Annotated in this window: 27 protein-coding genes; 4 read left to right on the top strand and 23 right to left on the bottom strand. The window is 37.4% G+C overall.

The annotated features are described in order from the left end of the window. The first annotated feature begins 1 nt into the window (after nucleotide 1). The 3 genes from C4S54_RS01485 to C4S54_RS01475 all read left to right on the top strand — a co-directional run bounded on the left by C4S54_RS01485 (nucleotide 2) and on the right by C4S54_RS01475 (nucleotide 3352). On the top strand, nucleotides 2-1306 hold the full coding sequence (locus C4S54_RS01485) for a glycoside hydrolase family 1 protein (protein ID WP_103867939.1): 1305 nt from the start codon (nucleotides 2-4) through the stop codon (nucleotides 1304-1306). Beyond that, entirely contained in the window at nucleotides 1306-2196 is an 891-nt protein-coding gene (locus tag C4S54_RS01480; RefSeq protein WP_103867938.1) for a sugar phosphate isomerase/epimerase family protein, read from the top strand. The genes C4S54_RS01485 and C4S54_RS01480 overlap by 1 nt, the downstream gene beginning before the upstream one ends. Nucleotides 2197-2341: 145 nt before the next feature. Further along, entirely contained in the window at nucleotides 2342-3352 is a 1011-nt protein-coding gene (locus tag C4S54_RS01475) for a tyrosine-type recombinase/integrase (RefSeq protein ID WP_022774016.1), read from the top strand. A gap of 55 nt (nucleotides 3353-3407) precedes the next feature. On the opposite strand, the gene C4S54_RS01470 is transcribed toward C4S54_RS01475, so the two are convergent. The 3 genes from C4S54_RS01470 to C4S54_RS01460 form a co-directional block, all read right to left on the bottom strand. Then, nucleotides 3408-4529, bottom strand: a complete 1122-nt coding sequence (locus C4S54_RS01470) for a D-alanyl-D-alanine carboxypeptidase family protein (protein ID WP_022774014.1) — start codon at nucleotides 4527-4529, stop codon at nucleotides 3408-3410. Nucleotides 4530-4709: 180 nt separating this feature from the next. Continuing rightward, complete coding sequence (locus C4S54_RS01465) at nucleotides 4710-6236, bottom strand: DHH family phosphoesterase (RefSeq protein WP_103867937.1); 1527 nt, start codon at nucleotides 6234-6236, stop codon at nucleotides 4710-4712. A 112-nt stretch (nucleotides 6237-6348) separates the two neighbouring features. After that, the gene (locus tag C4S54_RS01460; protein WP_022774012.1) at nucleotides 6349-6768 is read right to left on the bottom strand and encodes a LysM peptidoglycan-binding domain-containing protein; all 420 of its coding nucleotides are present in this window, start codon (nucleotides 6766-6768) and stop codon (nucleotides 6349-6351) included. A 198-nt stretch (nucleotides 6769-6966) separates the two neighbouring features. Between C4S54_RS01460 and lexA the strand changes: the two genes are divergently transcribed. Then, nucleotides 6967-7587: a transcriptional repressor LexA gene (gene lexA / locus C4S54_RS01455; protein WP_022774010.1), complete on the top strand. Its 621-nt coding sequence runs from the start codon at nucleotides 6967-6969 to the stop codon at nucleotides 7585-7587. A gap of 481 nt (nucleotides 7588-8068) precedes the next feature. Here the strand turns inward: lexA and rsfS are convergent, their stop codons facing one another. The 20 genes from rsfS to C4S54_RS01355 all read right to left on the bottom strand — a co-directional run bounded on the left by rsfS (nucleotide 8069) and on the right by C4S54_RS01355 (nucleotide 24265). Next, nucleotides 8069-8428, bottom strand: coding sequence for a ribosome silencing factor (rsfS, locus tag C4S54_RS01450; RefSeq protein ID WP_200821028.1), 360 nt, complete (start codon nucleotides 8426-8428; stop codon nucleotides 8069-8071). A gap of 12 nt (nucleotides 8429-8440) precedes the next feature. Next, nucleotides 8441-9022, bottom strand: a complete 582-nt coding sequence (gene yqeK, locus C4S54_RS01445) for a bis(5'-nucleosyl)-tetraphosphatase (symmetrical) YqeK (RefSeq protein WP_022774007.1) — start codon at nucleotides 9020-9022, stop codon at nucleotides 8441-8443. Next, nucleotides 9019-9627: a nicotinate-nucleotide adenylyltransferase gene (nadD, locus tag C4S54_RS01440; RefSeq protein ID WP_103867936.1), complete on the bottom strand. Its 609-nt coding sequence runs from the start codon at nucleotides 9625-9627 to the stop codon at nucleotides 9019-9021. The genes yqeK and nadD overlap by 4 nt, the downstream gene beginning before the upstream one ends. 27 nt (nucleotides 9628-9654) lie before the next feature. Beyond that, nucleotides 9655-9963, bottom strand: a complete 309-nt coding sequence (gene yhbY / locus C4S54_RS01435; RefSeq protein WP_022774004.1) for a ribosome assembly RNA-binding protein YhbY — start codon at nucleotides 9961-9963, stop codon at nucleotides 9655-9657. Next, nucleotides 9960-11303 carry a GTPase ObgE gene (obgE, locus tag C4S54_RS01430; protein ID WP_103867935.1) on the bottom strand — a complete coding sequence of 448 codons (1344 nt, stop codon included), beginning with the start codon at nucleotides 11301-11303 and terminating at the stop codon, nucleotides 9960-9962. The genes yhbY and obgE overlap by 4 nt, the downstream gene beginning before the upstream one ends. Before the next feature lie 160 nt (nucleotides 11304-11463). Continuing rightward, nucleotides 11464-11751: a 50S ribosomal protein L27 gene (gene rpmA, locus C4S54_RS01425; RefSeq protein WP_022774002.1), complete on the bottom strand. Its 288-nt coding sequence runs from the start codon at nucleotides 11749-11751 to the stop codon at nucleotides 11464-11466. Nucleotides 11752-11754: 3 nt separating this feature from the next. Then, nucleotides 11755-12084: a ribosomal-processing cysteine protease Prp gene (locus C4S54_RS01420; RefSeq protein WP_022774000.1), complete on the bottom strand. Its 330-nt coding sequence runs from the start codon at nucleotides 12082-12084 to the stop codon at nucleotides 11755-11757. 20 nt (nucleotides 12085-12104) lie between these two features. After that, nucleotides 12105-12413 carry a 50S ribosomal protein L21 gene (gene rplU / locus C4S54_RS01415; RefSeq protein ID WP_022773999.1) on the bottom strand — a complete coding sequence of 103 codons (309 nt, stop codon included), beginning with the start codon at nucleotides 12411-12413 and terminating at the stop codon, nucleotides 12105-12107. 85 nt (nucleotides 12414-12498) lie between these two features. Next, nucleotides 12499-13692 carry a ribonuclease E/G gene (locus C4S54_RS01410; RefSeq protein ID WP_103867934.1) on the bottom strand — a complete coding sequence of 398 codons (1194 nt, stop codon included), beginning with the start codon at nucleotides 13690-13692 and terminating at the stop codon, nucleotides 12499-12501. After that, nucleotides 13685-14413: a TIGR03936 family radical SAM-associated protein gene (locus C4S54_RS01405; RefSeq protein WP_103867933.1), complete on the bottom strand. Its 729-nt coding sequence runs from the start codon at nucleotides 14411-14413 to the stop codon at nucleotides 13685-13687. The genes C4S54_RS01410 and C4S54_RS01405 overlap by 8 nt, the downstream gene beginning before the upstream one ends. Further along, on the bottom strand, nucleotides 14410-16284 hold the full coding sequence (locus C4S54_RS01400; protein WP_103867932.1) for a TIGR03960 family B12-binding radical SAM protein: 1875 nt from the start codon (nucleotides 16282-16284) through the stop codon (nucleotides 14410-14412). The genes C4S54_RS01405 and C4S54_RS01400 overlap by 4 nt, the downstream gene beginning before the upstream one ends. A 9-nt stretch (nucleotides 16285-16293) precedes the next feature. After that, entirely contained in the window at nucleotides 16294-17511 is a 1218-nt protein-coding gene (gene hisIE, locus C4S54_RS01395; RefSeq protein WP_103867931.1) for a bifunctional phosphoribosyl-AMP cyclohydrolase/phosphoribosyl-ATP diphosphatase HisIE, read from the bottom strand. A 1-nt stretch (nucleotide 17512) separates the two neighbouring features. After that, complete coding sequence (gene hisB, locus C4S54_RS01390) at nucleotides 17513-18103, bottom strand: imidazoleglycerol-phosphate dehydratase HisB (RefSeq protein WP_103867930.1); 591 nt, start codon at nucleotides 18101-18103, stop codon at nucleotides 17513-17515. 92 nt (nucleotides 18104-18195) lie between these two features. After that, nucleotides 18196-19494 (bottom strand): histidinol dehydrogenase, encoded by a 1299-nt coding sequence (hisD, locus tag C4S54_RS01385; protein WP_103867929.1) that lies wholly within the window; start codon nucleotides 19492-19494, stop codon nucleotides 18196-18198. A 3-nt stretch (nucleotides 19495-19497) separates the two neighbouring features. Next, complete coding sequence (hisG, locus tag C4S54_RS01380; protein WP_103867928.1) at nucleotides 19498-20133, bottom strand: ATP phosphoribosyltransferase; 636 nt, start codon at nucleotides 20131-20133, stop codon at nucleotides 19498-19500. A gap of 11 nt (nucleotides 20134-20144) precedes the next feature. Then, nucleotides 20145-21254, bottom strand: coding sequence for an ATP phosphoribosyltransferase regulatory subunit (gene hisZ / locus C4S54_RS01375; RefSeq protein WP_103867927.1), 1110 nt, complete (start codon nucleotides 21252-21254; stop codon nucleotides 20145-20147). Nucleotides 21255-21350: 96 nt separating this feature from the next. Beyond that, a complete protein-coding gene (locus C4S54_RS01370; protein ID WP_103867926.1) occupies nucleotides 21351-21890 on the bottom strand; it encodes a Holliday junction resolvase RecU in 540 nt (179 codons plus the stop codon). Between the two features lie 10 nt (nucleotides 21891-21900). After that, nucleotides 21901-22866 (bottom strand): RluA family pseudouridine synthase, encoded by a 966-nt coding sequence (locus tag C4S54_RS01365; RefSeq protein WP_103867925.1) that lies wholly within the window; start codon nucleotides 22864-22866, stop codon nucleotides 21901-21903. Nucleotides 22867-22917: 51 nt separating this feature from the next. Then, nucleotides 22918-23520: a hypothetical protein gene (locus C4S54_RS01360; RefSeq protein ID WP_103867924.1), complete on the bottom strand. Its 603-nt coding sequence runs from the start codon at nucleotides 23518-23520 to the stop codon at nucleotides 22918-22920. 13 nt (nucleotides 23521-23533) lie between these two features. Then, nucleotides 23534-24265: a pseudouridine synthase gene (locus C4S54_RS01355; RefSeq protein ID WP_103867923.1), complete on the bottom strand. Its 732-nt coding sequence runs from the start codon at nucleotides 24263-24265 to the stop codon at nucleotides 23534-23536. Nucleotides 24266-24277: the final 12 nt, after the last annotated feature.

The raw sequence follows: 24277 nt of genomic DNA, 5'->3' as shown, positions 1-24277 counted from the left end.
AATGAACAAGTTCGAAAACGGATTTATGCTGGGTGCTTCTACTGCAGCCCACCAGGTTGAAGGAAACAATACAAATTCAGATTACTGGGTAATGGAGAATATGAAGTATTCACAGTTTGTTGAGCCTTCACTGGATGCTGTTGATCACTATAACAGATATGAAGAGGACATCAAGATGCTGGCAGATGCAGGCCTTAACACCTACAGATTCTCTGTTGAATGGGCACGTATTGAGCCTGAGCAGGGCAAATTTGATGAAAAAGAGATTGAACATTACAGGAAGATGATCAAATGCTGCAGAGACAATGGTGTTGAACCGGTTATTACCCTTATGCATTTTACATCACCTGTGTGGCTTATAAAGCTCGGAGGATGGGATAATGAGCAGGTTATAGAGCTTTTTGCCAACTATGCAAGATTCGTCACAGAGCAGCTTGGAAGCGAGATAAAGTATATATGCACAATAAATGAGGCAAACATGAGACTTCAGATTGGCGCTCTCATGGAAAGATTTAAGAAGCAGATGATGGCAAAGATGGCAAATGCAGCTAAAAACGATGGTGACTCCATGGAGGGGCAGGTCCAGGTTGGGCTTAACCTCTCCGATCCAATGGAGAAAATGAAGCTGGCTGCAATGGAGAATGCCAAAGTATTCGGAGATCCTCAGCCACATACATTTGTCTCCGCAACTGATACAAATGGCGATATGATAGTCATAAAGGCACATCAGGCAGCCAAGGAAGCAATCAAGGCTGTTAATCCCGACATTAAAGTTGGTATTACGCTTTCCCTGCACGACTGCCAGTACATAGAAGGTGGCAAGGAGCGCGCAGACAGCGACTGGAATGAGGAGTTCAGCCATTACATTCCTTATATCAAGGAAGACGATTTCTTTGGACTTCAGAATTATACAAGAACTACCTACGGCCCTGATGGAATTGTGCCTGTTCCCGAGGGAACACCAATGACACAGATGGATTACGAGGTATATCCTGAGGCTCTTGAGCATGTAATCAGACGCGTGCATGAGGAGATGCCAAATGTGCCAATCATGGTTACCGAAAATGGAATTGCAACAGCAGATGATGAGCAGAGAGTTAAGTTTATCGACAAGGCAATCGAGGGTGTTCAGAACTGCATAAATGATGGAATCCCTGTTATCGGATACTGTCACTGGTCACTTATCGATAATTTTGAGTGGCAAAAAGGCTATGCGCTTACATTTGGTCTTTGCGCAGTTGACAGGAAAACACAAATCAGGGCACCAAAGCCCAGTTTAAAACATCTTGGAGGCTATTTGAAATAATGAAAGACACAGTACTGACGGGTGTGCAACAGATAATGATTGGTAGCAGATGCAATAGTTATGAGAGTGCACTTAGCACGCTTAGAGCTATTAAAAGTGCAGGATATGATGGCATTGAACTTAATGACTTCATGATCAAGCCAACGCCCTTTATTGTGAGGTTACTTACTAGATTTGCCGGTATGCCCACGGGGAATGGCGGAAAGCTCGATTGGAAGAAGCTAATCTCAGAGAGCGGATTGAGAGTCATAAGCCTGCACAGCTATCTTAACAGCATTGAAGAAAACCCCGAGGCTGTTGCGAAAGAAGCCTTGAGCTTTGGAACGGACACTGTTGTTATAACCGGTATGTACAGGTTTGATTACGGGAATTTCGCTGAGGTAAAAAAACTGGCTGAGCGCCTGAACATGGCTGGAAAAGCTCTTTTGCCCTATGGAGTGAAACTCATTTACCACAATCACAATGTAGAGCTGCAGAAGGTCTCAGAAGATAAAACTGCATATGATGTTATCATCGAAAACACAGACCCTCAGTATGTCAACTTTGAGCTTGATACATATTGGATTGCAGATGGTGGGGCCGATGTTACTGCCCTGGTAAATAAGCTGTCTGACAGGATAGTGATGTGGCACATCAATGACAGGGGATGCAGAAAGAAGGGACCTTTCATTACGCCCATCCTCAAACAAGATGCAGCAGAACTTGGCACAGGAAATATGGCCCTTGGTACTATCCTGGAAAATGTACGGGCAACTACCAAAGTAGAAGCGATTGTTCTGGAAACCCATAAAAACTGGATCGATAATGACCCGGTAAAAAGCCTTACCGTAAGTGCAGAATGGTTCAGAAAACATCAGTTGATCAAGTATCAGCCAGCCGAAAACCAATGAGAACACGGATTATATCAGAAGGTATATCAGAATACTGGGATCGTGATACAATTTCGCAAAATTCTAGTTTTACGAAATGAAACCCCTGTGATATAATAGACTATATCAGATTATCTATATAGGCATTTGTTCGGGGGTTATTTTTATGCCAGCTAATAAGATCAATTATTCGGATAAGATCAATGAACTATTAAGTGAAATGCCTGATTTTGTAAGTGATTTTATTTACAACTTCGGACGCGTTGAAAACTATGCTACAAAGCTTGAATATTGTCGTGACATAAAGGTTTATCTTGAATATATTGTCAATTTTCTTCCTGCATATTGTGACAAGGAAATCAAGGATCTGACCATAAATGACATTGCCAATATTGAAATTCTTGATATAAACCGTTTTTTGACGACTTTATCCGGTAATCATAAGGAATCAACTGTTAAAAGAAAACGTGCATCTCTTTCGAGCATGTATGGCTTTTTTGTGGCTACAGGCAAGGTATCACGTAATCCGATTGCGGCTACAAAGACAATTAAAATTCCTGAAAAGGATGTTATTTATTTAACAAATGATGAACAGAGGATTTTGCTTGATACTGTTCGCCATGGAACCAAGCTTCATGATTCTGTTGCAAAGGTCCATTATATTTACGCTGATCGCGATTCAGCCATGTTTATTTTGCTCCTTGACACAGGGCTTCGAGTTTCTGAGATGCTTGATACAGATATTATTGATTACAATCTCGAGGATTGCAGCGTTATTGTTACCAGAAAAGGTGGCGATACTCAAATTGTATATTTTTCTGATGAATGTAGGGACTATCTTGAAATTTATTTTTCATCACAGAAAGCAAAATTCGGTTTAAATAGCCTTAAATTTCCAGCCTTTACTACTACTTCCGGAAATCGCCTTGGAGTACGCGCAGTTGAGATTCTGGTAAAAAAATATGTGTCCGTTTGTCTTCCTGAAAAGGCAAGGATAATATCTCCACACAAATTAAGATCAAGCTTTGCTATGAGTTTTTATGCTGCAAGTGATAACAATATTCTGCTCCTTAAGAAAAAAATGAATCATAAGAGCATTCAGACAACAAATATTTACGCTAAAGCCTCTGATACAGCAATGAAGGATTCAAGGTCACTTCTTCAGGGACTTAGATGATTACAAATTATAAAAGCTTTGTCTTAGATAATAATGCTAAGACAAAGCTTTTCTTTTAACTTGTATATGTTTGATAGATATCTACCTGATCATAAATGCATCTCCATGAACTCCATGCATCGGCAGTTACACATATATAGTGGGTACCATCATTAGAAATCATATAGCTTGCGCCACAACAGCCGGATTGATTAACAAAACCTGTTTTTGCACCCATAATCTCACCATGAATGTCCTTATCTTCTATTCTTCTCATGAACCAGTTAGAAATAGTGATTCCTTCCGGATGTTCAGATGTGGGCGATGTTGTATAGGTTCTGGCATTTAATACTTCATGGCACAAATCATTTTCTTCTGCAGCTTTTAGAATCATTGCCATATCAGTAAGGGTGCAGTAATGGTCTTCGTCATATACTCCAATACAATTGGTAAAATGAGCTGTATCTGATAAACCAAGTTCTTCTAATTTCTCATTCATCAGCTCAACAAAAGCTTCTTGAGAACCGGCTACATATTCTGCAAGCATCATAGCTGCATCTGCGCCTGATGGAAGTATGGTTCCATACATCATGTCTTTTACAGTCTGTACATCGCCGACTTTTAGCCCTACAGCACTACAATCCTTACTAAAGACATAGTTGCCTATTTCCTGGGTCATTGTATATGTACCATCAAGTGAATCTATATGTTCGGCAGCAACTAAAAGAGTCAATATCTTAGTCATTGAAGCCGGATTAATCCTGACATTTCCATCCTTTGATGCAACGGCTTTTCCTGTATCCAGATTTACCAGAACACCATATGAGCTTTGAACTTCTTCACTTGATATATAGGCTGTATCTGAATCAATATCAACAATATATCCGTCAAAAAAAGAATCAGCATCTTCTGAAGCTTTCAAATATGGATTCTCTTCTTCTATTTCTACATCTTCAACGACTGTGTCTACAATTGTCAGCTCTGTAGTGGCTGCATCCTGCGCTACTTCTGTATTTTCAACAGGTTTATGCTTGAGCCTATATGCAAGAAAACAAATGCCAGAAGTTATAAGACCAAGTATTAAAACTAAAGACGCAATATGAAAATATATTTCAAGTTTTCTTCTTTTTTTATATTGAGAAGCGCTCATTCTTTGGCCATCTCTGGTTCGGTAATGTGCTTTTCTGTAATTCCCCATTTTAACTCCCAAAAACAGATTGGTTTGACTGCTAATTCTTTGAATTAATTATTCAAAATAGTAGCTTTTAAATATTAACATTATTTACTTTGCTACTTCAATGTAAAAAAATAACAAAAAAATACCCCGATATTTCTACTGTCTGAAATATCGGAGTTTTATGGGCGGCATAAAGATATTTTATTTCACGGAAGAATATGTCTTCTTAAATTGGTTTTTATCAATAATAAAGATATTGTGCGCATCATCCTGGCTTATTGCGATATAATCACCTTTTTGACCAAGCATATATTTATCATTATCCCAGCAAGTGAATAATTTTGTCATTTTCGTGAGTTTTTTTGCCCTTATATTCATTTTACCGGTTGATATAAATGGTTTTACATAATCCATTAAGACATACGTTTTTCCGGTGTCAGCAATCTTTATTGTTGGATTATAATCCGTACTTAGCTTGAACTTTTTCCTTGTTTTTGTGTAGCTGCTAAGATAATTGTCATTTGTGATCGGGACAACATCACCATTTTCAGTAATAACAAGCATTGTTTTATTTTTAATCTCAATATTTTTGTCACCTGAAAGTGTTCTGATGATAGCCATTGAACCAGGTGTAACAAAATCTTTAGGATCGATCACGCCAACTACAAGATTTGATGAACTGTACTTTTTCATACTCTTTTGATCAATGGATGCCTTTTTGGCATAGATGATATCACAGTCATCAAAATATGTATTAAGGCGTTCTTTGATTATATTAGAAATAGAATATTTGGCTGCCATATCTTCTATTTCAACATACTCGGGATACTGCTTTTTTATTAGTTCATTTTTTAATAGACCGCCGGCCTTTTCAACATGGCCACCACCGGAACCTATTTTATTTGCAAGGAAAGAAGCAAGCTCATCTGCTCTTGTTTCCTTGGAACAGCTCCTTATAGAGAACTTAACACCAAATGATAAAATGCTATACACAATGCAAACATCAACCGAATCTATTGCAATGATAAAATCACCTATCAGACCTAAAATATTAGGGTCACAAGGATCACTCTTCAAAATGGCATATTTACCATTTTCATGATATTCAATGCCAAGCATAGCAACTCCTGCAACCTTTGCCTCACGAAGTGTAAGATTCATGTTCTTGAGCTTTAAAATAAGGCTCTTGTCATAGTCCAGACTCTCTATCATGTCTCGATCCAGAGGATGAGATATCTCAGAAAATGCATTGGTATCTGAGTACAGGCCATAGTAAAGTGCTGTACTTATCTTTTTATCAAAAAAATCTTCCTCTTCCTCAAGCTTAAGAAGATACCATATAGCAGTGCAACAACTACCAAGATTACTTCTTACTTCATTAAGCTTTGGCAGTGTGGTTGATACCTGATGATGATCAATCACCGCTACATTTTGCGCTGAAAATTTATGAACATTGCCCTCACCATACTGGCAATCAGTCATAAGAAGAAGCTCAGGCTTTGAACTGAGCTTTGTAACATATTCAATTGGAATATGGAGTCTTTCTATCAGATATACAAGATTACTCTTAGAAATTTCAAAATTTCCTGAATAAATAAATCTTACATTTTTGCCTTTATCTGAAAAGTATCTATAAAGAACATATCCTGAACAGATAGCATCTGCATCAGGATTATCATGGCACTGAATGACTATTGAATTATAACAAAGTAAACTGGATAATTTCATAAAACCCCCAATGAGTATATATTACACTATTGGGGTGTTTATGTAAAAAGAAATTTGTAATTGCGATATAAATATCATTTGATATCGTTGATTTTATTTTTTAATATCGCAATCATTTATATTCTGTTGAATAGTATGGAATAATAAGCTGTTCTCCTGCCATCACCAGAGACGTATCACCAAGACCGTTGATATCTTCTATTTCACTGATATATTGATCAAGGTTTTTATATTTATCTGAGTCAAAATATCTAACAGCAATATCACTGATAGTATCCCCGGTATGAACTGTTATAGTCTTATAATACTTGTACTCAGGTACAAAAGTATCTGACTGAGCATCTGATAATAATGAAAAAGTAAAGAAGAAAAATGCAAATATCATTGCAGAAATTACTGTTATAAGGGTAATATACTGTCTTCGAACGATCTTAGCTCTGCGCTTTTTATTTTCTCTGATACGTACTTCACTTGGACTAAAAAATCTTGAATCATTATAAAGACTTGCTGCAGCCATCATTGCTTCACTCATTTTTATACCTCACATACATAACCCAAACACTACTTACCAATCTCACCGCGAACATTTGTTACGAACAATTGTTCTAAATACATAGTAGCAACCAAACATTTGTTTGTCAACAAAAATCGAACAAATTTTCCGAACAAACATTTGCTTTTGTATATGAAGTTTGTTATACTAAATCTAGAAAAAATTTGGGAGGTCCACATGGTTAAAGGGAATATTTCAAAGAAACAGCAGGAAATACTGGATTATATTAAAGAGCAAACTCTTTCAAGAGGCTTTCCACCTTCAGTAAGAGATATCTGCGCAGCAGTTAATCTTAAGTCAACTTCTTCTGTTCACTCTCATTTGGAAACACTTGAAAAAAATGGATATATCAGAAGGGATCCTACAAAACCTCGTGCAATTGAGATCTGTGATGATGGTTTTAACATGGTAAGAACTGAGATTGTCAGCATTCCCGTTATAGGTCAGGTAGCTGCAGGTGCTCCTATTCTTGCAGAGGAGAATATTGATTCATACATCCCTATTCCTGCAAGTATGTGTCCTAAGGGCTCAGATGCTTTTATTTTAAATGTTAAGGGTGATTCAATGATCAATGCCGGCATTTTTAATGGCGACCAGGTATTTGTCCAGGTTTGCAATACAGCTAAAAATGGTGATCAGGTTGTTGCTCTCATCGATGATTCTGCAACAGTCAAGACCTTCTACAAAGAGAATGGACACATTCGTCTTCAGCCTGAAAACGACACAATGGATCCCATCATAGTAGATGACTGCACTATCCTCGGCAAAGTCTTCGGAATCATGCGCTTCTACAAATAACCATACTTTTTCGCGAGTGGCATAAAATCCAAAAGTGCCTATAACTTCGTATAGATCTCGGAGTATTCGCAAAGACACAGTAAATATAAAATTATGCGCCTTGTTTTCTTTCATGATTATTCAAAACAGAAAACAAGGCTTTAATTTTATCTTAACTGTCTCTATTGCTCATACTAAATCGATCTATCCAAAGTTATAGGCACTTATGGATTTATGGTTTACTACACAAATAAAGACTAATATTTTTGCAAGAACAGCAGATGAACTGAAAGTGTAGGCATAGTGAGGTGAACGATTTATTTTGAAATGATGATAAATGGATATAAATAAGCCCACAAAAGACTTGTGTTCTGAATAAGCATGAAACAAGACTTTTGTGGGTGTTTTATGTCCAATTTATCACATTGAAAAATATCAGAGTGAACAGAGCTATACCTATACTTTCAGCTCAGCTGCGTCTGTTTAAATAAAAGTATATTATTTAGAGTGATGTAGAATCGATGAGTTTACCATCGCGCCAGATGCGCTCGAGGTCGTAGAAAAGACGATTCTCACTGTCGAATATGTGAACGATGATGTCACCGAAATCAAGAAGAATCCACTTTCCTGACTCGTAGCCTTCTACGTTCTTGGTATCAAAACCGGCTCTGCCAAGCACTTCCTGTACATTGTCTGCAAGTGCCTGTACCTGGTTGATGTTTGTACCGCTGGCAATAATGAAGTAGTCTGCAAGAGTTGAGATCTCACTTATATCTATTACGTGAACATCCTCTCCTTTTCTGTCTTCAAGGGCTTCAACAGCCATTTTTGCCATGTTTTTTGAAATTTCAATATCTGCCATAAATACCTCTGATTATTTGTAATATTTTTGATAGTAGTGATATGCATTTAAAGTAGCATCGTCACATTCTTTGCCTATAGTTTTTAGATATATAACAGAATTATGGAGAATATGCGCAAGACATCTGTCTAAATCGGTAAATGCTTCTTTTCTTATGATATCCATATCTTCCAATGGCTTTCTGTTTGGTTCAATAAAATCGGCAATATAAATTATCTTTTCAAGTAGTGACATATCTTCTCTGCCGGTAGTATGCCATCTTATTGCATTTAGAATCTCTGTATCATAGACGTCATATTTTGTTCTGGCAAGATACATACCTACCTTTGCATGCAAAAGAGAATGATTTTTTCTCTCAACTTCTGTTATATCTATCTTATTTTTCTCACATATTTTGATCTGATCTTCATGAGACATGCACTTTGCACAGTCATGGAGCATTCCAGCAATAAGGGCTTTATCGACATCCGCACCATGAATAAACGCCATATTGGCTGCTGTATATGCAACACCAAGAGTATGATCAAATCTATCCGGTTTTAATTCCTTAGAAAGCTCTTTTCGCAATTTCTGAGTTATTTCAATAGTCTTCATTTGTATAATCCTTTTATACATAAGAATTCAATAACTTCATCAGGAACCATGTACCTTATGGATCTGCCGGTTCTAACCCTGTTTCTTATTTCTGTTGCTGAAATATCTATTCTGTTAAATTTAAGAAGTCTGATATCTGCACCGAACTGATCAACAAGTTCTTTGCGCTTTTTATCCAAAGCAGCCAGATCATCATCTTCTCTGACAGCAGCAAGTATTGTACATGACTGAAGCAGTTCTTTTGCCATATACCAGTTATCAATTCCGATAACAGAATCACCACCAAGGATGAGAAATAGCTCATCTCCCGGGTACATAAGCTTTAATTCCTGTATGGTGTTGTAGGTATAAGTACCACCGTCTTTATCAATTTCTATTCTTGAACAGGTAAAATAGGGGTTATCCTTTATTGCCATTTTTACCATCTGATAGCGATTCTCACCGCTTGCGACTTCGGTTCTGTTTGGCAAATGAGCAAGATTATTTGGAATAAAGATAACTCTGTCCAGCCCAAATTGCTCTCTTGCTGACTCGCCTAAAAGCAAGTGTGCATTGTGAATGGGATCAAAAGTACCACCAAGTATTCCGATTTTTCTGCTTTCCATAAATAACCTCCGACAAGTTTAGAAATATTAAGCTTTCTTGTTTTTAGGAAGTACGATCTTTGGATTGTCTTTAAAAGGCTTGTATAATACGAACTTTCTACCAATAACCTGAACAAGTTCAGATCTTGTTCTCTCTGATATCATGATAGCAACATTACTAACTTCTTCTGTACAGTTTTTAAGTACAGTAACCTTTATAAGCTCATGAGTATTAAAGGTTTCAGCAATTGCATCTGTTATTTCAGGAGTAACAGTCGCTTTTCCAATTTGAAAAACAGGATCGAGATCTGCTGCAAGGCTCTTTAAATAAGCTCTTTGTTTACTTGTTAATGTCATTCTTCTTCATCCTCATCTTCAGATACCGGTTTAGTATCTGCGTTTCTATAATATTCAAAACTATAACCATACATTCTTACAGTGTCACCTTCACCGATATGAAGTTTCTCAAGTTCATCAAGAATTCCATTATCTGCAAGGAACTTCTGGAAGAAAGCAAAGCCTTTTTCAGACTCAAGATTTGTATAACCAAGCATCTTTTCAATCTTAGGTCCTTCAATAACATATTCAGCAGTATCCTTATCGTAAGAAACTGTGAATGCATCCTCAGCATCTCTTATCATTGTTTCAGGGAAGAATTCCTGCTCAAAGACAACAGATTTTTCAGGAAGCTCAGAAAGGGTCCTACTTACATAGTATAACAGTTCCTGAATACCTTTTCCAGTTAGGGTTGAAGTGGCAAATACTTTAACTCCAAGAGGTTCGTATTTTTCACGTATCTTGGTAATTATCTCTGCCTGCTCTCCCTCAGGAAGCATATCTATCTTGTTGGCTGCAATAACCTGTGGCTTGCTTGTTATATCAGCGTTGTAGTTTTTAAGTTCTTCATTAATTGCTTCTATATCTTCAATAGGGTCTCTGCCCTCAGTTGATGCCGCATCTACAACGTGGATCATCATTCTGGTTCTCTCAATATGACGGAGGAACTCATGACCAAGTCCTGCACCCTCTGAAGCACCTTCAATAAGTCCCGGGATATCGGCAACTACAAAGCCTTTTGCATCATTAAGATCAACAACACCAAGCATTGGTGAAAGGGTTGTGAAATGATAATTTGCAATTTTAGGCTTGGCATTTGATACCTTGGATAAGAAGGTTGACTTACCAACATTTGGGAAGCCCACAAGTCCAACGTCTGCAATTACCTTAAGCTCTAAAAGTACTTCAAGTGAAAGAGCCGGTTGTCCTGGCTGAGCATATTTAGGCGCCTGCATTGTTGAAGTAGCATAATGCATGTTTCCATTGCCGCCTTTACCACCCTTAAGAACAACGACCTCTCTGTTTTCAAGGCTCATATCAGCGATTACTTTTCCTGAAGCTGCTTCTTTTATTACTGTTCCTTCCGGAACCTTTATATAAAGATCCTGGCCATTCTTACCATGGCATCGTCTCTTATTTCCATCCTGACCATTCTCTGCCTTATACTTTCCACCATAATGGAAATCGGCAAGAGTATTTATTCCTTCATCTATGACAAAGATAACGTCTCCGCCTTTGCCACCGTCACCGCCATCCGGGCCACCGTTTGGCACATATTTTTCTCTTCTGAAAGAGATATGTCCGTCACCGCCCTTACCACTCTGTATAAAGATTTTTGCTTTATCTACAAATACTGGCATTAATTTAACTCCTTGAAAGGTAAACAAGCTCAACTAAGCTCGTCAAAACCTCGCTAAGTTGACTTGTATTGTTCGCACTATGTTCGAAAAAACCTCACTTAGTGCTCTACTAAAAAAGAAGGCTCCAAACATAAATGTGTTTGAAGCCCGTTTAAGCAAATTACTTATTCTCTACAGGATGAACGCTAGCCTGCTTTTTATCTCTGCCCTTGCGCTCAAATCTAAGAACACCATCAACAAGTGCGTATAATGTATCATCGCTACCGATTCCTACATTTACACCAGGATGAATGTGTGTTCCACGCTGTCTGTATAAAATATTACCGGCCTTTACGAATTGTCCGTCAGCTCTTTTTGCTCCAAGTCTCTTTGACTCTGAGTCTCTACCGTTCTTAGTAGATCCAACACCCTTCTTGTGAGCAAAAAATTGAAGGTTCATATTCATCATGACTTATTCCCTCCTAAATTTAATGTTCAGAAATTTCTTTCCATACTGTTGGAATATGCTGTCTACACCAAGTTCAAAAGATCTTAATAATAAATCTGAATCATTACTTGGTTCATCCTTAAAACTAAGCTTTATAAGTCCTTTGTCTTCATCCTGAACAACGCTTATCTCATCCTCAGTGAAATTATCAATGGAATTGATAAGATTGATTGTCAAAACTGAAACTGCAGCGCACACAATATCGTTGCCATAATCAGCAAAACCTGCATGACCATTGCATTCGATTGATCTGTATTTATCGCTGGACGTCTTGGTAATTGTAATAGTAGTCATATTATTCCAATTGTTAATAATTACATAGAGATTTTTTCAATCTTAACAAGTGTGAATGGCTGTCTGTGACCATTTTTCTTATGGTATCCAGTCTTTCTCTTGTACTTGTAAACAACAACCTTCTTACCACGGCCCTGCTCAACAACTGTAGCGCTAACCTTAGCTCCGCTAACATCGCCAGCAACCTTAAGAGTCTTGTCATCGTTTACTGCAATAACATTATCAAATGTTACTTCTTTTCCAGGCTCTACATCAAGCTTCTCTACTCTGATTTCATCGCCCTCGGAAACTTTGTACTGCTTTCCACCAGTTACAATAATTGCGTACATAAGTTACCTCCTTCTTCAAAAAAACTCGCTAACTTTGGCGGGGATAAACCCACTTCTGCCTAGTTATGCGGCATACCATAGTATATTAACATTGATGTTTACTAATGTCAACAGCTTTTTCAACATCAATCAATATTTCTTTTAATGATTTATCGTTTTTATTTCTTGTTAATTCCATAATACCAAGGCCTGTAACATCGATAAACTCAGTATGTATATAATCCTGGCGTGCAAGCTTTTTCACAAGCTCTATAAGTTCATTATAATCCTCATCATCTTTCATGTTGATGAAATCAATGAGGATCATGCCTGTAAGGTTTCGCAGTCTTATCTGCCTCATTACTTCCTGTGCAGCTTCGATATTAACCTTTTTGGATATATCTTTTTTACCTGAAATAGCTTTTCCGGTGTTAACATCAATGGCATTAAAGCTCTCAAGCTGCTCGATTATGAGATAAGCACCACTTTTGAGCCATACCCTGTTGCCTCTTAAATCCTGAATCTTTGAATTTATCCCGTGTATACCTGTATCTGTGACTACAACAGGATCTGTGATTCCTTTAGTTCTAAGAAAAGCTTTTGCTTTATCAATGTAAGGAAGAGTTATATCATCGTTTTCAGCATAAAGTGCCTGTTCTTTTGAATACAAAAGACTGCCATCAGTTCTGCTTGTTCCCAAAGAAAGTATCTGAGACATCAGTTTTATACATTCAGATGCATCATCTAATATAGCCTTTTTCCTGTTACAATCAATATCAGCCGCATTTGTTCTTACAATGATTCCAAAAGAAGTGTCCCCAAACGCCGAAGAACTGTCAAAAGATAATGTGTTAAAATCTTCCTTCACATCATCAATAAGACTTTTTCTTATATTGTCATCGAGCTTTAAAGATGCTCCGACGCCCTTTCTTCCGAGTGTTAAGACAGTGTACATTCCTGACAAAGATAAATAGGTAGTAAGTTTTGGCTTTTTGGTTTTTATCTTTTCAACCTCAACCTGAACTATTACTTCATCGCCAGCTTTTACTGAATCCGTAGCCCCGAGCTTTCTGTTAATAACGCAGACCGGGAGGACGCTCTTTAAAGGCAGATAACCAATTTCATCATCTTTATATCTAACAAAAGCTGCATCAATATTATTTACGATATGATCAACTCTCCCAAGATAAATATTATGAAGCTCTCTTGCCCTTATGAATTCCAAAAACTCCAGTTTATTATCAATAAATGCTGTAACAAGCGGTGTATCAAGGTACTTTGAAATAACAATTTCAGCCATTTAGATAAAACCTCTCTGAAGTGTCAGTTACGATAAAAGGTTCAATGTATTTCTCGTTATCTTTTTCAACAAGCTTGTAGATATCGATTCTGTGAAGTGAAAGCATTGATACTGAGAACTCTCTATCAAGGCTCTTGAAAAATCCCTCAAATAAAAGAGCCGGTTTCAATGTGGTAGCGCTGCTCATACTTAAAAGAAGCATAACTTCCTGTTTTTCAGTGTCAAACTTATAATCGAATATCATAGGCTTCATATCGATTTCTTTAAAGCCGCTTTTGGTCTTTTTTGTTGCAGGAAGCGTATCTTTTGAAAGGTATTTTTTAAATTCAGAAATCCAGTCAAAATCAGGCTTTGAAGTCTCTCTGAATTTAGCGATATATCTCGCTGCATAGACGTCAGTCATGGCTTTAACTGAAGTCTCGTCAAGTTCTTCTACAGCTATAATCTTGATTCCTTCATTCATAACAGCATTTAATCTGTCCATAACATCTGTTACTGATACCATGCTGTTAACTGTCATATCAAGATACTCTCCGTCGCTTGTAACACCAACGCTAAGAGGTTGAGCAAATGAAAGAAGCTGATGAGGACTAAAGCCCTCAGAGTACTTTATATCAATTTCAGCTCGTCTTATAGCTTTCTGGAAGTATCTCATTACATCCAAATGTCCTACAAATTTAATAGGACCATGTTTGGTAAATTTTACACGTAATTTATTCATGATCTGCCCTCCGTGCAAACACCTACGCCATAAGATGCAGCTCCGCAGCCAAGGCAGGAAAGTCTGCAGTTAGATGAAGGCTTATTTTCAAGGGCAGTCTTCCATTCACGTAAAAGAAATGCCTTTGAAACTCCACAGTTTAAGATATCCCAAGGGAAAATCTCATCTTCAGCACGTTCTCTTGTAGTGTAGAAAAATGGATCAATATTGCACTCATCAAAGACTTCCATCCAGGTGTCAAATCTAAAATATTCACCCCAGGCATCGAAAACGCAGCCTTTTTTATATGCTTTCAAGATTACTTCATTAAGCCTTCTGTCACCTCTTGCAAGTACGCCTTCCATCATACTTGCATCAGCTTCATGCCAGTTGTATTTGATATGTTTCTGGTTAAGCTGTGACATAATGCCTTTTCTTGTCTTATTTGCTTTATCAAGGAACTCTTCCTTGGTATTCATTGGTGCCCACTGGAAAGGTGTAAATGGCTTTGGAACAAAGAATGATGTACTTGCTACAATATCAATTGTTCTTCCATTTCTGTTCTCTTTTGGTACTGTCTCAAAATACTCAACAGCGACCTTATTACAGATATCACCGATTCCAAGGATATCTTCATCTGTTTCTGTTGGAAGTCCCAGCATGAAATAGAGCTTAACTTTATTCCAACCGCCAAGGAATGCCTCGTGAGATCCTCTTAAAATATCTTCCTCTGTAAGACCCTTATTTATAACATTACGCATTCTCTGTGTTCCGGCTTCAGGAGCAAATGTAAGACTGCTCTTTTTAACATCCTGAACTTTGCTCATAACATCAAGAGAAAATGCATCAATTCTAAGGGAAGGAAGTGAAATATTTACCTTCTTCTCGTTACAGTTTTTGATCAAAAAGTCTATAAGCTCAGGAAGCTTTGAATAATCACTTGAACTTAAGGAACTAAGGGATATTTCTTCATAACCGGTGTTTTTTAATGCTTCAAGAGCAAGCTCTTTTAGGTGGTCAACGTCTTTTTCACGAAGAGGTTTATAGAGCTGACCAGCCTGACAGAATCTGCAGCCTCTTATGCATCCGCGCATGATCTCCAATACTACCCTGTCCTGGGTTATCTTTATGTATGGAACAACAGGTTTTGTAGGATAGAACTGGTTTGATACATCGAGACACATCTCTTTATTTATCTGTGCAGGTACATCTTCATAACAAGGCGTCATTGATAGAATAGTTCCGTCTTCCTTGTATTTGACATCATAAAGAGAAGGCACATAAATGCCGGAAATATGAGAACATCTTCTCAAAAATTCCTGACGTGATATACCCTCTTTTCTTGACTTTTTATAGAGGTCAAAGATCTCTCTGTATTTTGTTTCGCCTTCACCTATATAAAACATATCAAAGAAATCCGTTATAGGCTCCGGATTATAAGTACATGGGCCACCACCGATCACTATAGGATAGTCCCAGTCTCTGTCTTTTGCGAGGAGAGGAATCTTTGAAAGATCCAGTATCTGCAAAATGTTTGTATAACACATTTCATACTGGATGGTAAATCCAAGGAAATCAAATTTTCTGATTTCATCCTGTGATTCCAACGCAAAAAGAGGAATGTCCTTTTCCCTGAAGACTTTGTCAGCGTCTACCCATGGAGAATAGACCCTCTCACACCATACATCTTCATAGGAATTAAACATTCCGTAAAGAATTTGAATTCCAAGATGAGACATGCCAATCTCATAAACATCAGGGAAACACATGGCAAATCTGATATCAACAGCGTTTTTGTCTTTATAGACGCTGTTAACCTCATTGCCTATGTATCTCTCAGGTTTCTCAAGATCAAGCAAAGTCTCATCGCTTAGAGCTAAGTTTTCGTTCATACTTTTTCCTTATCTTCTTGACAACTCGTCAGTTATATCCTCCCAGCTAACATTTTTTTCAGCCATGAGGACCATCATATGATACAGGAAATCAGACATTTCGTAAACTATTTCATTATCATTTGGATTTTTTGCGGCAATTACAATCTCTGTAGCTTCTTCGCCCACTTTTTTAAGAATCTTATCAATGCCCTTATCAAAAAGATAATTTGTATAAGATCCCTGTCTTGGATTGATCTTTCTGTCTTTTATCACATCAAATACTTCATCCAGGACTTTTTGAGGATTCTTTTTATCATAGTCAGTTTTGGCTATTTCATTGAAAAAGCATGAATAGCTTCCTGTGTGGCAGGCTGCACCGATCTGCTTAACGCTTGCAAGAATCGTATCCTTGTCACAGTCGGCATACAAAGCCTTAACAAACTGATAATGTGAGCTTGTTTCTCCTTTAATCCATAACTCATTTCGACTACGGCTAAAATATGTCATTTTTCCTGTCTCGAGAGTTTTATTATAAGCTTCTTCGTTCATATATGCCAGCATAAGAACCTGATCAGTTTTATAATCCTGAACAATTACTGGAACCATGCCATCTGAATTCTTTTTAAGATCATCCCACGAAAGAGCTCCCTTAAGGGCAAAAAGCTCAAAATTATCATTGTCCAGAGCTTTTTTATATTCATCAAGGCTCTTTTCATAGTCATCAATAACGTAGGATATTGTAAAGTCTATGTCAGATGAAGCAAGATCCTTAACTGAATTTGGAAAATATATAAGTTCAGTTGTATATTTCTCAACGAGTTCTTTATTTGCTTTAGTCTGCGCATCATCAGAGAATATTGCATATATTTTTTCTTTGCCAAATTTCTCTGAGCTTTCAGCAAGGCTTTCAATTTCGCTCTGCTCTGAAAGATTAACAGCAACCTTTGAACATCCTGCGTAAAGAAGTTTTTTTACATCTTCCATGCGCTTGATATTTCCGGCGCCTATTACATTTCCGTCAGCTTTTTTACATATTGCCTTTATCATATCAAGGGCCTTATCATGGGCTTCATCCCCCATTCCTCTTGAAAGATCATAAAGAAAAATTGAATTGACGCCCTTCTTGTTGTAAATCTTAACAAGCTCCAGTGGATCGTCACATAATACAGTTTTATCTGATACGCCTTTTACAGCCTTTTCGTCATAAAGATAGATACATGGAATAAGCTTTCTTATTTTTGACATATTATAAAGCTCCTTTAGTACTTAAAACATCTGTTATTCTTGGATCGACCATAGTTGCTGTATCTACAGCTTTTGCAAAAGCTTTAAACATTGCTTCAATCTTGTGGTGGTCGTTGCTGCCGGTCAAAACTCTCAGGTGAATGTTCATCATTGCAGAGTATGAAACTGCGTAAAAGAACTCATTCACAAGCTGTGTATCAAAGTCACCAACCATGGGAGATGTAAATGCTGCATCCATTACAAAATATGGTCTTCCGCAAAGATCAACTGCAGCTAAAACAAGGGATTCGTCCATGGGAAGAATTTCGCTTCCATAACGTCTGATACCTTTTTTATCTCCTATAGCCTGTAAAAGGGCTTGTCCAAGGACAATTCCGGTATCTTCTACAGTGTGATGCCCGTCAACATTGAGGTCGCCCTTCACTTTTACTTCCAGATCAAAAAGACCATGTTTTGCAAAAGCTTCAAGCATATGATCAAAAAATCCAATTCCGGTTTCAATGTCAGCCTTGCCTGTACCGTCAATATTAAGCTTTACGCTGATATCAGTTTCTTTTGTCTTCCTGATAACACTTGCAATTCTTTCTCCCATAATTTGTGGCTCCTTGCGTTATGTTGACTAAATATTGCTATTTAATTATAAACAATTTATTAATCTTGCATTTAACAATTATTTTAGAAAGTTTACTTGCAATTTTCGAACCTTACTGCAATTGAATTTGCATGTGCTGTAAGGCCTTCCTCTTTTGCAAATAGTTCAATATCCTTGTGGACTTTATATAAACCTTCCTGTGAATATGAAATGATACTTGTCTTTTTTACGAAGTCATCAACAGAAAGCGGTGAGAAAAATCTTGCTGTCCTGTTTGTAGGTAAGATGTGGTTAGGACCTGCAAAGTAGTCTCCAAGCGGCTCTGAAGAATATTCTCCAAGGAAAATAGCACCTGCATTTTTAATCTTGGTCATAGTCTCAAATGGATTTTTGGTAATTATCTCAAGGTGCTCTGATGCAACTGCATTTGCAGCATCTATTGCATCATCCATATTATCTGCTACAAAGATATAGCCATAGTTTTCTAAAGATTTTTTGATGATCTCAGACCTTGAAAGTGTTTTTAAGAACTCATCAATTTCTTTTGACACTTTATCTGCAATATCCTGAGATGTTGTGATAAGTATGCTGCTTGCAAGCTCATCGTGCTCAGCCTGTGATAAAAGATCTGCTGCAACATATCTTGGATTGGCAGTTTCATCTGTCAAAACAAGGATCTCACTGGGACCTGCGATTGAATCAATTGAAACGTGTCCAAAGCATGCTTTTTTAGCCAATGCTACAAATATATTTCCAGGGCCTGTTATTTTATCCACCTTTGGAACTGAAGCTGTACCAAAAGCCATAGCTGCGATTGCCTGCGCTCCGCCAACTTTATAAATTTCAGTAACACCTGCTATATCTGCTGCAACAAGGGTTCCGGCATTTACTTTGCCATCCTTTGAAGGCGGTGTGCACATTACAATTCTTTCAACTCCGGCAACTTTTGCTGGAACTACATTCATGAGAACGCTTGACGGATAAGCAGCTTTTCCGCCGGGAACATATACGCCTGAGATCTCGATAGGAAGGATTCTCTGGCCAAGTATGCTTCCGTCTTCTTTTGTATCGATCCAGGTATTTCTCTTTTGCTTTTCATGAAAAACTCTGATATTTTCAGCGCTTTTTTTCATGACTTCCACAAAGTCATCTGAAAGCTCTTTATAAGCTTCTTCTATCTCTTTTCTTGTAACTTTTATAGTCTTTTCATTTACAGCAAATTTATCAAATTTAAGTGTATAGTCAAAAAGGGCTTTATCGCCATTTTCTCTTACATTATTGATGATCTCATTTACTGTATTTTCGTATTCTGTATAGCTTCCGGGATTTCTTTTTAAAAGATTTCCTAAAAGCTCATCTTTTGTTTCTTTGGTAAGTTTTACTGTGCGCATATATTAGAGATTCTCCTTTATGTCATTTATAAGCTTTCTTATTCTTTCAGTTTCCATCTGCATGCTGACCTGATTAACAATCATTCTTGCAGACAAAGGGCAGATTTCCTCAAGTACTTCAAGTCCGTTCTCTCTAAGTGTTGAGCCTGTCTCAACGATATCAACTATGACATCACTTAAGTTAACAATAGGTCCAAGCTCCACAGAGCCGTTAAGCTTTATGATATCAACAGTCTGATGTTTTTGGTTAAAGAAATAATCCTTGGCAATTTCAGGGTATTTGCTTGCTACTCTGATTAGTTCCCTATGTTCAAGGAGCTTTTTGGCTTCTGCAGGTCCGCATACACACATCCTGCATTTTCCAAAGCCCAGGTCAAGCACTTCATAAACCCTTCTTTTTTCTTCCATTATGGTATCAGCGCCAACAATTCCAATATCAGCAGCGCCATATTCTACGTAAGTTGGCACGTCAGGGCCTTTTGCCAAAAAGAATTTTAACTTTAATTCTTCATTTGTAAAAATAAGTTTTCTTGTTTTTTTATCTAAGATCTCATCACAGGTAATACCGCATTTATTTAGTATTTCCATTGTGCTTTCTACAAGTCTTCCCTTCCCAAGGGCAAAGGTCAAATATCTCATAATGCCTCCATTTATTCATGCAAAAGACAAACATTTTTGCCCTGCTGTCTTAGGTCTGTTGCTTTTTTTAGAGCATCATCAAAATTGTCTTCGTTATAAGTAACGGATATGGCAGATGCTTCATGTTCGAATTCTATGCCCTGTCTCTTACAAGCAGAAATAAGGTCATCAAGGATGATCACAAATCCGATGGCAGGCGCATCTTTTCCGTATTTTCCAAGAAGATTGTCGTATCGTCCGCCCTTTGCTATAGCATCGGGAGCGCCATAGGTATAGGCACTAAATATCACGCCTGTGTAGTAATTAAACTTACTAAGGACACTAAGGTCAAAAGAAATATATTTCTGAACACCATAGCTTGTAAGCACTTTATAGAGCTTTTTTAGCCTTTTAACAGCGTTTAGTGACATTTCGTTATTGGCGATGTTCTCAGCCTTATCAAGAGCATCATCAGAGCCTATAAATTCAGAAACCTTAAGGATCTGGTCAATATACTTTGAATCTATGTTGCGCTCGTTCATAAGACTTTCTGCTGCAAAATAGTTTTTGGAAGTGATCTGCTCTCTTATTGCCGCTTCTGTTTCCTGATCGATACCGGCTTCAATGCAAAGACCCTTATAAAATCCGGCATCACCGACACTTATCTGAAAATCGCTAAGTCCTGCGCTCCTAAGACAACTTACCAAAAGAGCTATCATTTCAGCGTCAGCCATTACAGAATCATCATTCATAAGCTCTACACCGATGTTATAATTCTCTTTTAGCTTCCCCTGCAGATTAGAAGTGTTTAAGAAGGTTTTTCCCTCATAACAAACTCTTACAGGAGTACCGTTTTCAAGCAGGACCTTTGAAGCGCATCTTGCAATGGACGGTGTGAAGTCAGGACGAAGAACAAGAGTATTTCCTTCTTTGTCGAAAAACTTATAGAGCTCTTTTGCATCAGTAGTATTGATTTCCTCTGCGAATACATCAAAATACTCAAATGTAGGTGTATCAATGTCCTGATACCCAAAACTCTTCATCTTGCCATGGATTTTCTCGGCAATTATTTTCTTGTCACTACATTCTTCACCATAGATATCTCTTACTCCATCCGGAGTATGTAACAGAACTTTGCTCATAATACCTCTTTTCACTTTCGCGTGGTACAGTGCTACTCTGATAGTACGCTAATATAGTAAAGAGTTTAACATCCAATATTAACTTATGTCAATTATTTATTCCCTTTCTTCTAAATCTTTTTGGATAGTATCAAGAAAAGGGATCAAAATGCCGGATTCACCGGGCGAATGTATTGTATAGGAAATATCGAGCTCATCGTGGCGAAAGCTCTTTCTGCCGCCATCCTCAGCTCTTTCCCAAAATTCTATTAATTTTCTATAGGGTAAATAATAGAACTCGTTTAGACTTGTAAAATATATCAAAAAGAAAGCAACACCATCCTGCTTTTCAAAATCCTGCATAAATGCAACCTGATGAGGATGAATGTTCTCTAAGGCAAAAGTAGTTGTAGCGCATTCCTTTGCATCAAAACAAACAGGAATGCCCTGAACAACTCCTATATAATCGACTGTACTTTTCTGGTCAAAATATGCCAGTGTGATGTGCCTGGTCTGTTTATCAATGTTAATGGGTGTGATAGGTGTAGGAATTTTCTGAATAAGCGCAAGGCCAAGTTCCTGATACCTTTCATTGGACCTGTTTATAAGTTCCTCTAATGTGGAACCTCTAAGTCCCCTTGATTTCCAAGTTGGCATGTTTCTCCCCCTAGATACCCTCAAACACAGAAGGCAGTTTTGCAATAAATTCTCTCCCCGAGAGATATTCAAGTTCTCCGGACATATTATCCGGGAAATGAATCCTATAGCTGTGTAGCAGCTGATAATTTATACCATTATATTTCTTGCCGCCGTATTTAATATCTCCAATAAGCGGATGGCCAATGCTGGATAGATGAGCCCTTATCTGATGGGGCTTTCCTGTTATGAGCTTAACTTCAAGCATGGTAAGATCAGATTTTTCATAGTATTTCAAAGGCTTATACTCAGTTTCGATATATGAATATCTGTCATCTTTAGGATCATTTTCTTTTATAAAGACTTTGTTTTTGGCTTCATCCTTATAAAGATATCCCTTAAGCCTTATACTATCGGTAATTCTGCCGGATACAAGCGTTCTGTAGAATTTATCAAGAGTCCTGTCTTTTAGCATTTGGTTCATTTCTCTTGCGCCGGATAAAGACTTAGCGCAGATAACAAGACCTGATGTATTCCTGTCAAGGCGGTTGCATATGGATGGCTTATAGGTTAAAAGACTTTCCTGTGTAACAGAGCCTTTATTTAAAAGATAATAGATAAGCCAGTCATTGAGGCTTATATCATCTTTATCAGCTTTTTGGGACAAAAGACCTGCAGGCTTATTTACAAATATTACATTGTCATCTTCATAAACTATTTCAACTGAAAGCTTCTCGTAGGAAGAACTTTTTTTCTCATTTACGGGCGAGTTTTTCTTTCCTACAAACTTATCAAATGTCTCATCTGAAAAGTAAATCTTTATAGAATCTCCGACTTTAAGCTTTTCTTTTCCGTCTGCTTTCTTGTCATTTAATGTAATATTCTTTTTTCGCAGCATCTTATAAATAAAGCTGCCGGTTGCTTCAGACAAATAAGCCTTTAGAAAGCTATCAAGTCTTTTGCTTTCCTGATTTTTATCAATAACTATTTCTTTCATTTTTTTCTTATAGAACCTTAAATAAACTGAATATATTTACATGACCGGTAATCATAGAGATATGGATAAAAGAACTGCCGCAGGAGTCTGAACAGTTCCAACTTCCCATGATTCTTCAATGGCAACGGGATCAATCTTTTTCTCTTCGCGAAGTTTATCAAGCTGAAGGAGCCTGTCACAGAACTTATCAGTATCTGTAAATACTTTAATGCTATAACTTGAATACCCGCTTCCTGCCATCATCTTTTTAATATGTTTTTCACAGTCTGATTCTTCCATATCCTTATCAGCTGCCAGAGCACATATATTCTTATCAAGTACAGTAGAAGCTGCGATATAGTAGTTTTTGTCATAGGATGTGATTATGTGATCATAATGGATCAAAAGACCACCCTTATTATCTTCAATCTTCTTATAGTCCTTAAGTGAGCAGCTTTTGGCTTTCAGGAACATGATCAGGTTTACACCGCTCCAACCTGTAGGAAGACAAAGAACTGCAGCAATAATACTAAATATACTCTTCTGACTGTGATATATAAATAATCCTGTAAAAAACACGATAAGAACAATTGCAAGGCATATAGCTGTTCTTATTATCGCTACTTTTTTTCTGTATTCAATATAACCAAATTCACCTTTATCTACACGTTTCATAATATTACCTGTGTTATTCTACTCCAAGTTCTTTCAATTCATTTTCTGTAAGTGGTCTGTACTGACCTGGTAAAAGAGTTTCATCAAGAACCAGCGGACCAAATGTAACTCTTTTTAAGAAAACAACCTTATTTCCAACAGCTTCCATCATTCTTTTTACCTGATGGAAACGGCCCTCATGGATAATAAGATGAACAACAGGATTGCCCTTGTCGTCATTTTCTTTCCTTATGACCCTTGCTTCCATGGTAAGATACGGATCGCCATTATCTTTTTTATCGCCTATATCTACGCCATTTTCAAGCTTACTTATATCCTCGTCACTTATCTCTTTTTCAAGATGGACTTCATAGGTCTTATCAACATGCTTTTTGGGAGAAAGAAGCCTGTGAATAAGACCGCCGTCGTCTGTCAAAAGTAGTAGTCCAACAGTATCAATATCAAGACGGCCTGCAGGATTTAAACCTTTAACATTTTCATCCTTAAGTAGATCCAGTACTGTTTTATTTCTACCATCAGTAGTGGCTGATACTACTCCATCTGGCTTATTAAGCATGTAATAATGGAACTTACTAAATGTAAGTTCGATACCATCAAAGGTAATTACATCAGCATTCTCATCAATATGAATGTCAGCCTTTTTAACGGGAGTTCCATTTACTGAACATCTTCCGTTTTTAACATATTCTTTTATCTGTTTGCGGGTACCAACATTGTGGTCGCCCAAAAATTTATCTAATCTCAATTTCTTCTCTCT

Origin of the sequence: Butyrivibrio sp. Su6, assembly GCF_900108105.1 — a bacterium.
Taxonomy (GTDB): Bacteria; Bacillota; Clostridia; order Lachnospirales; family Lachnospiraceae; genus Butyrivibrio.
This window is presented reverse-complemented; position numbering and strand designations above follow the sequence as displayed.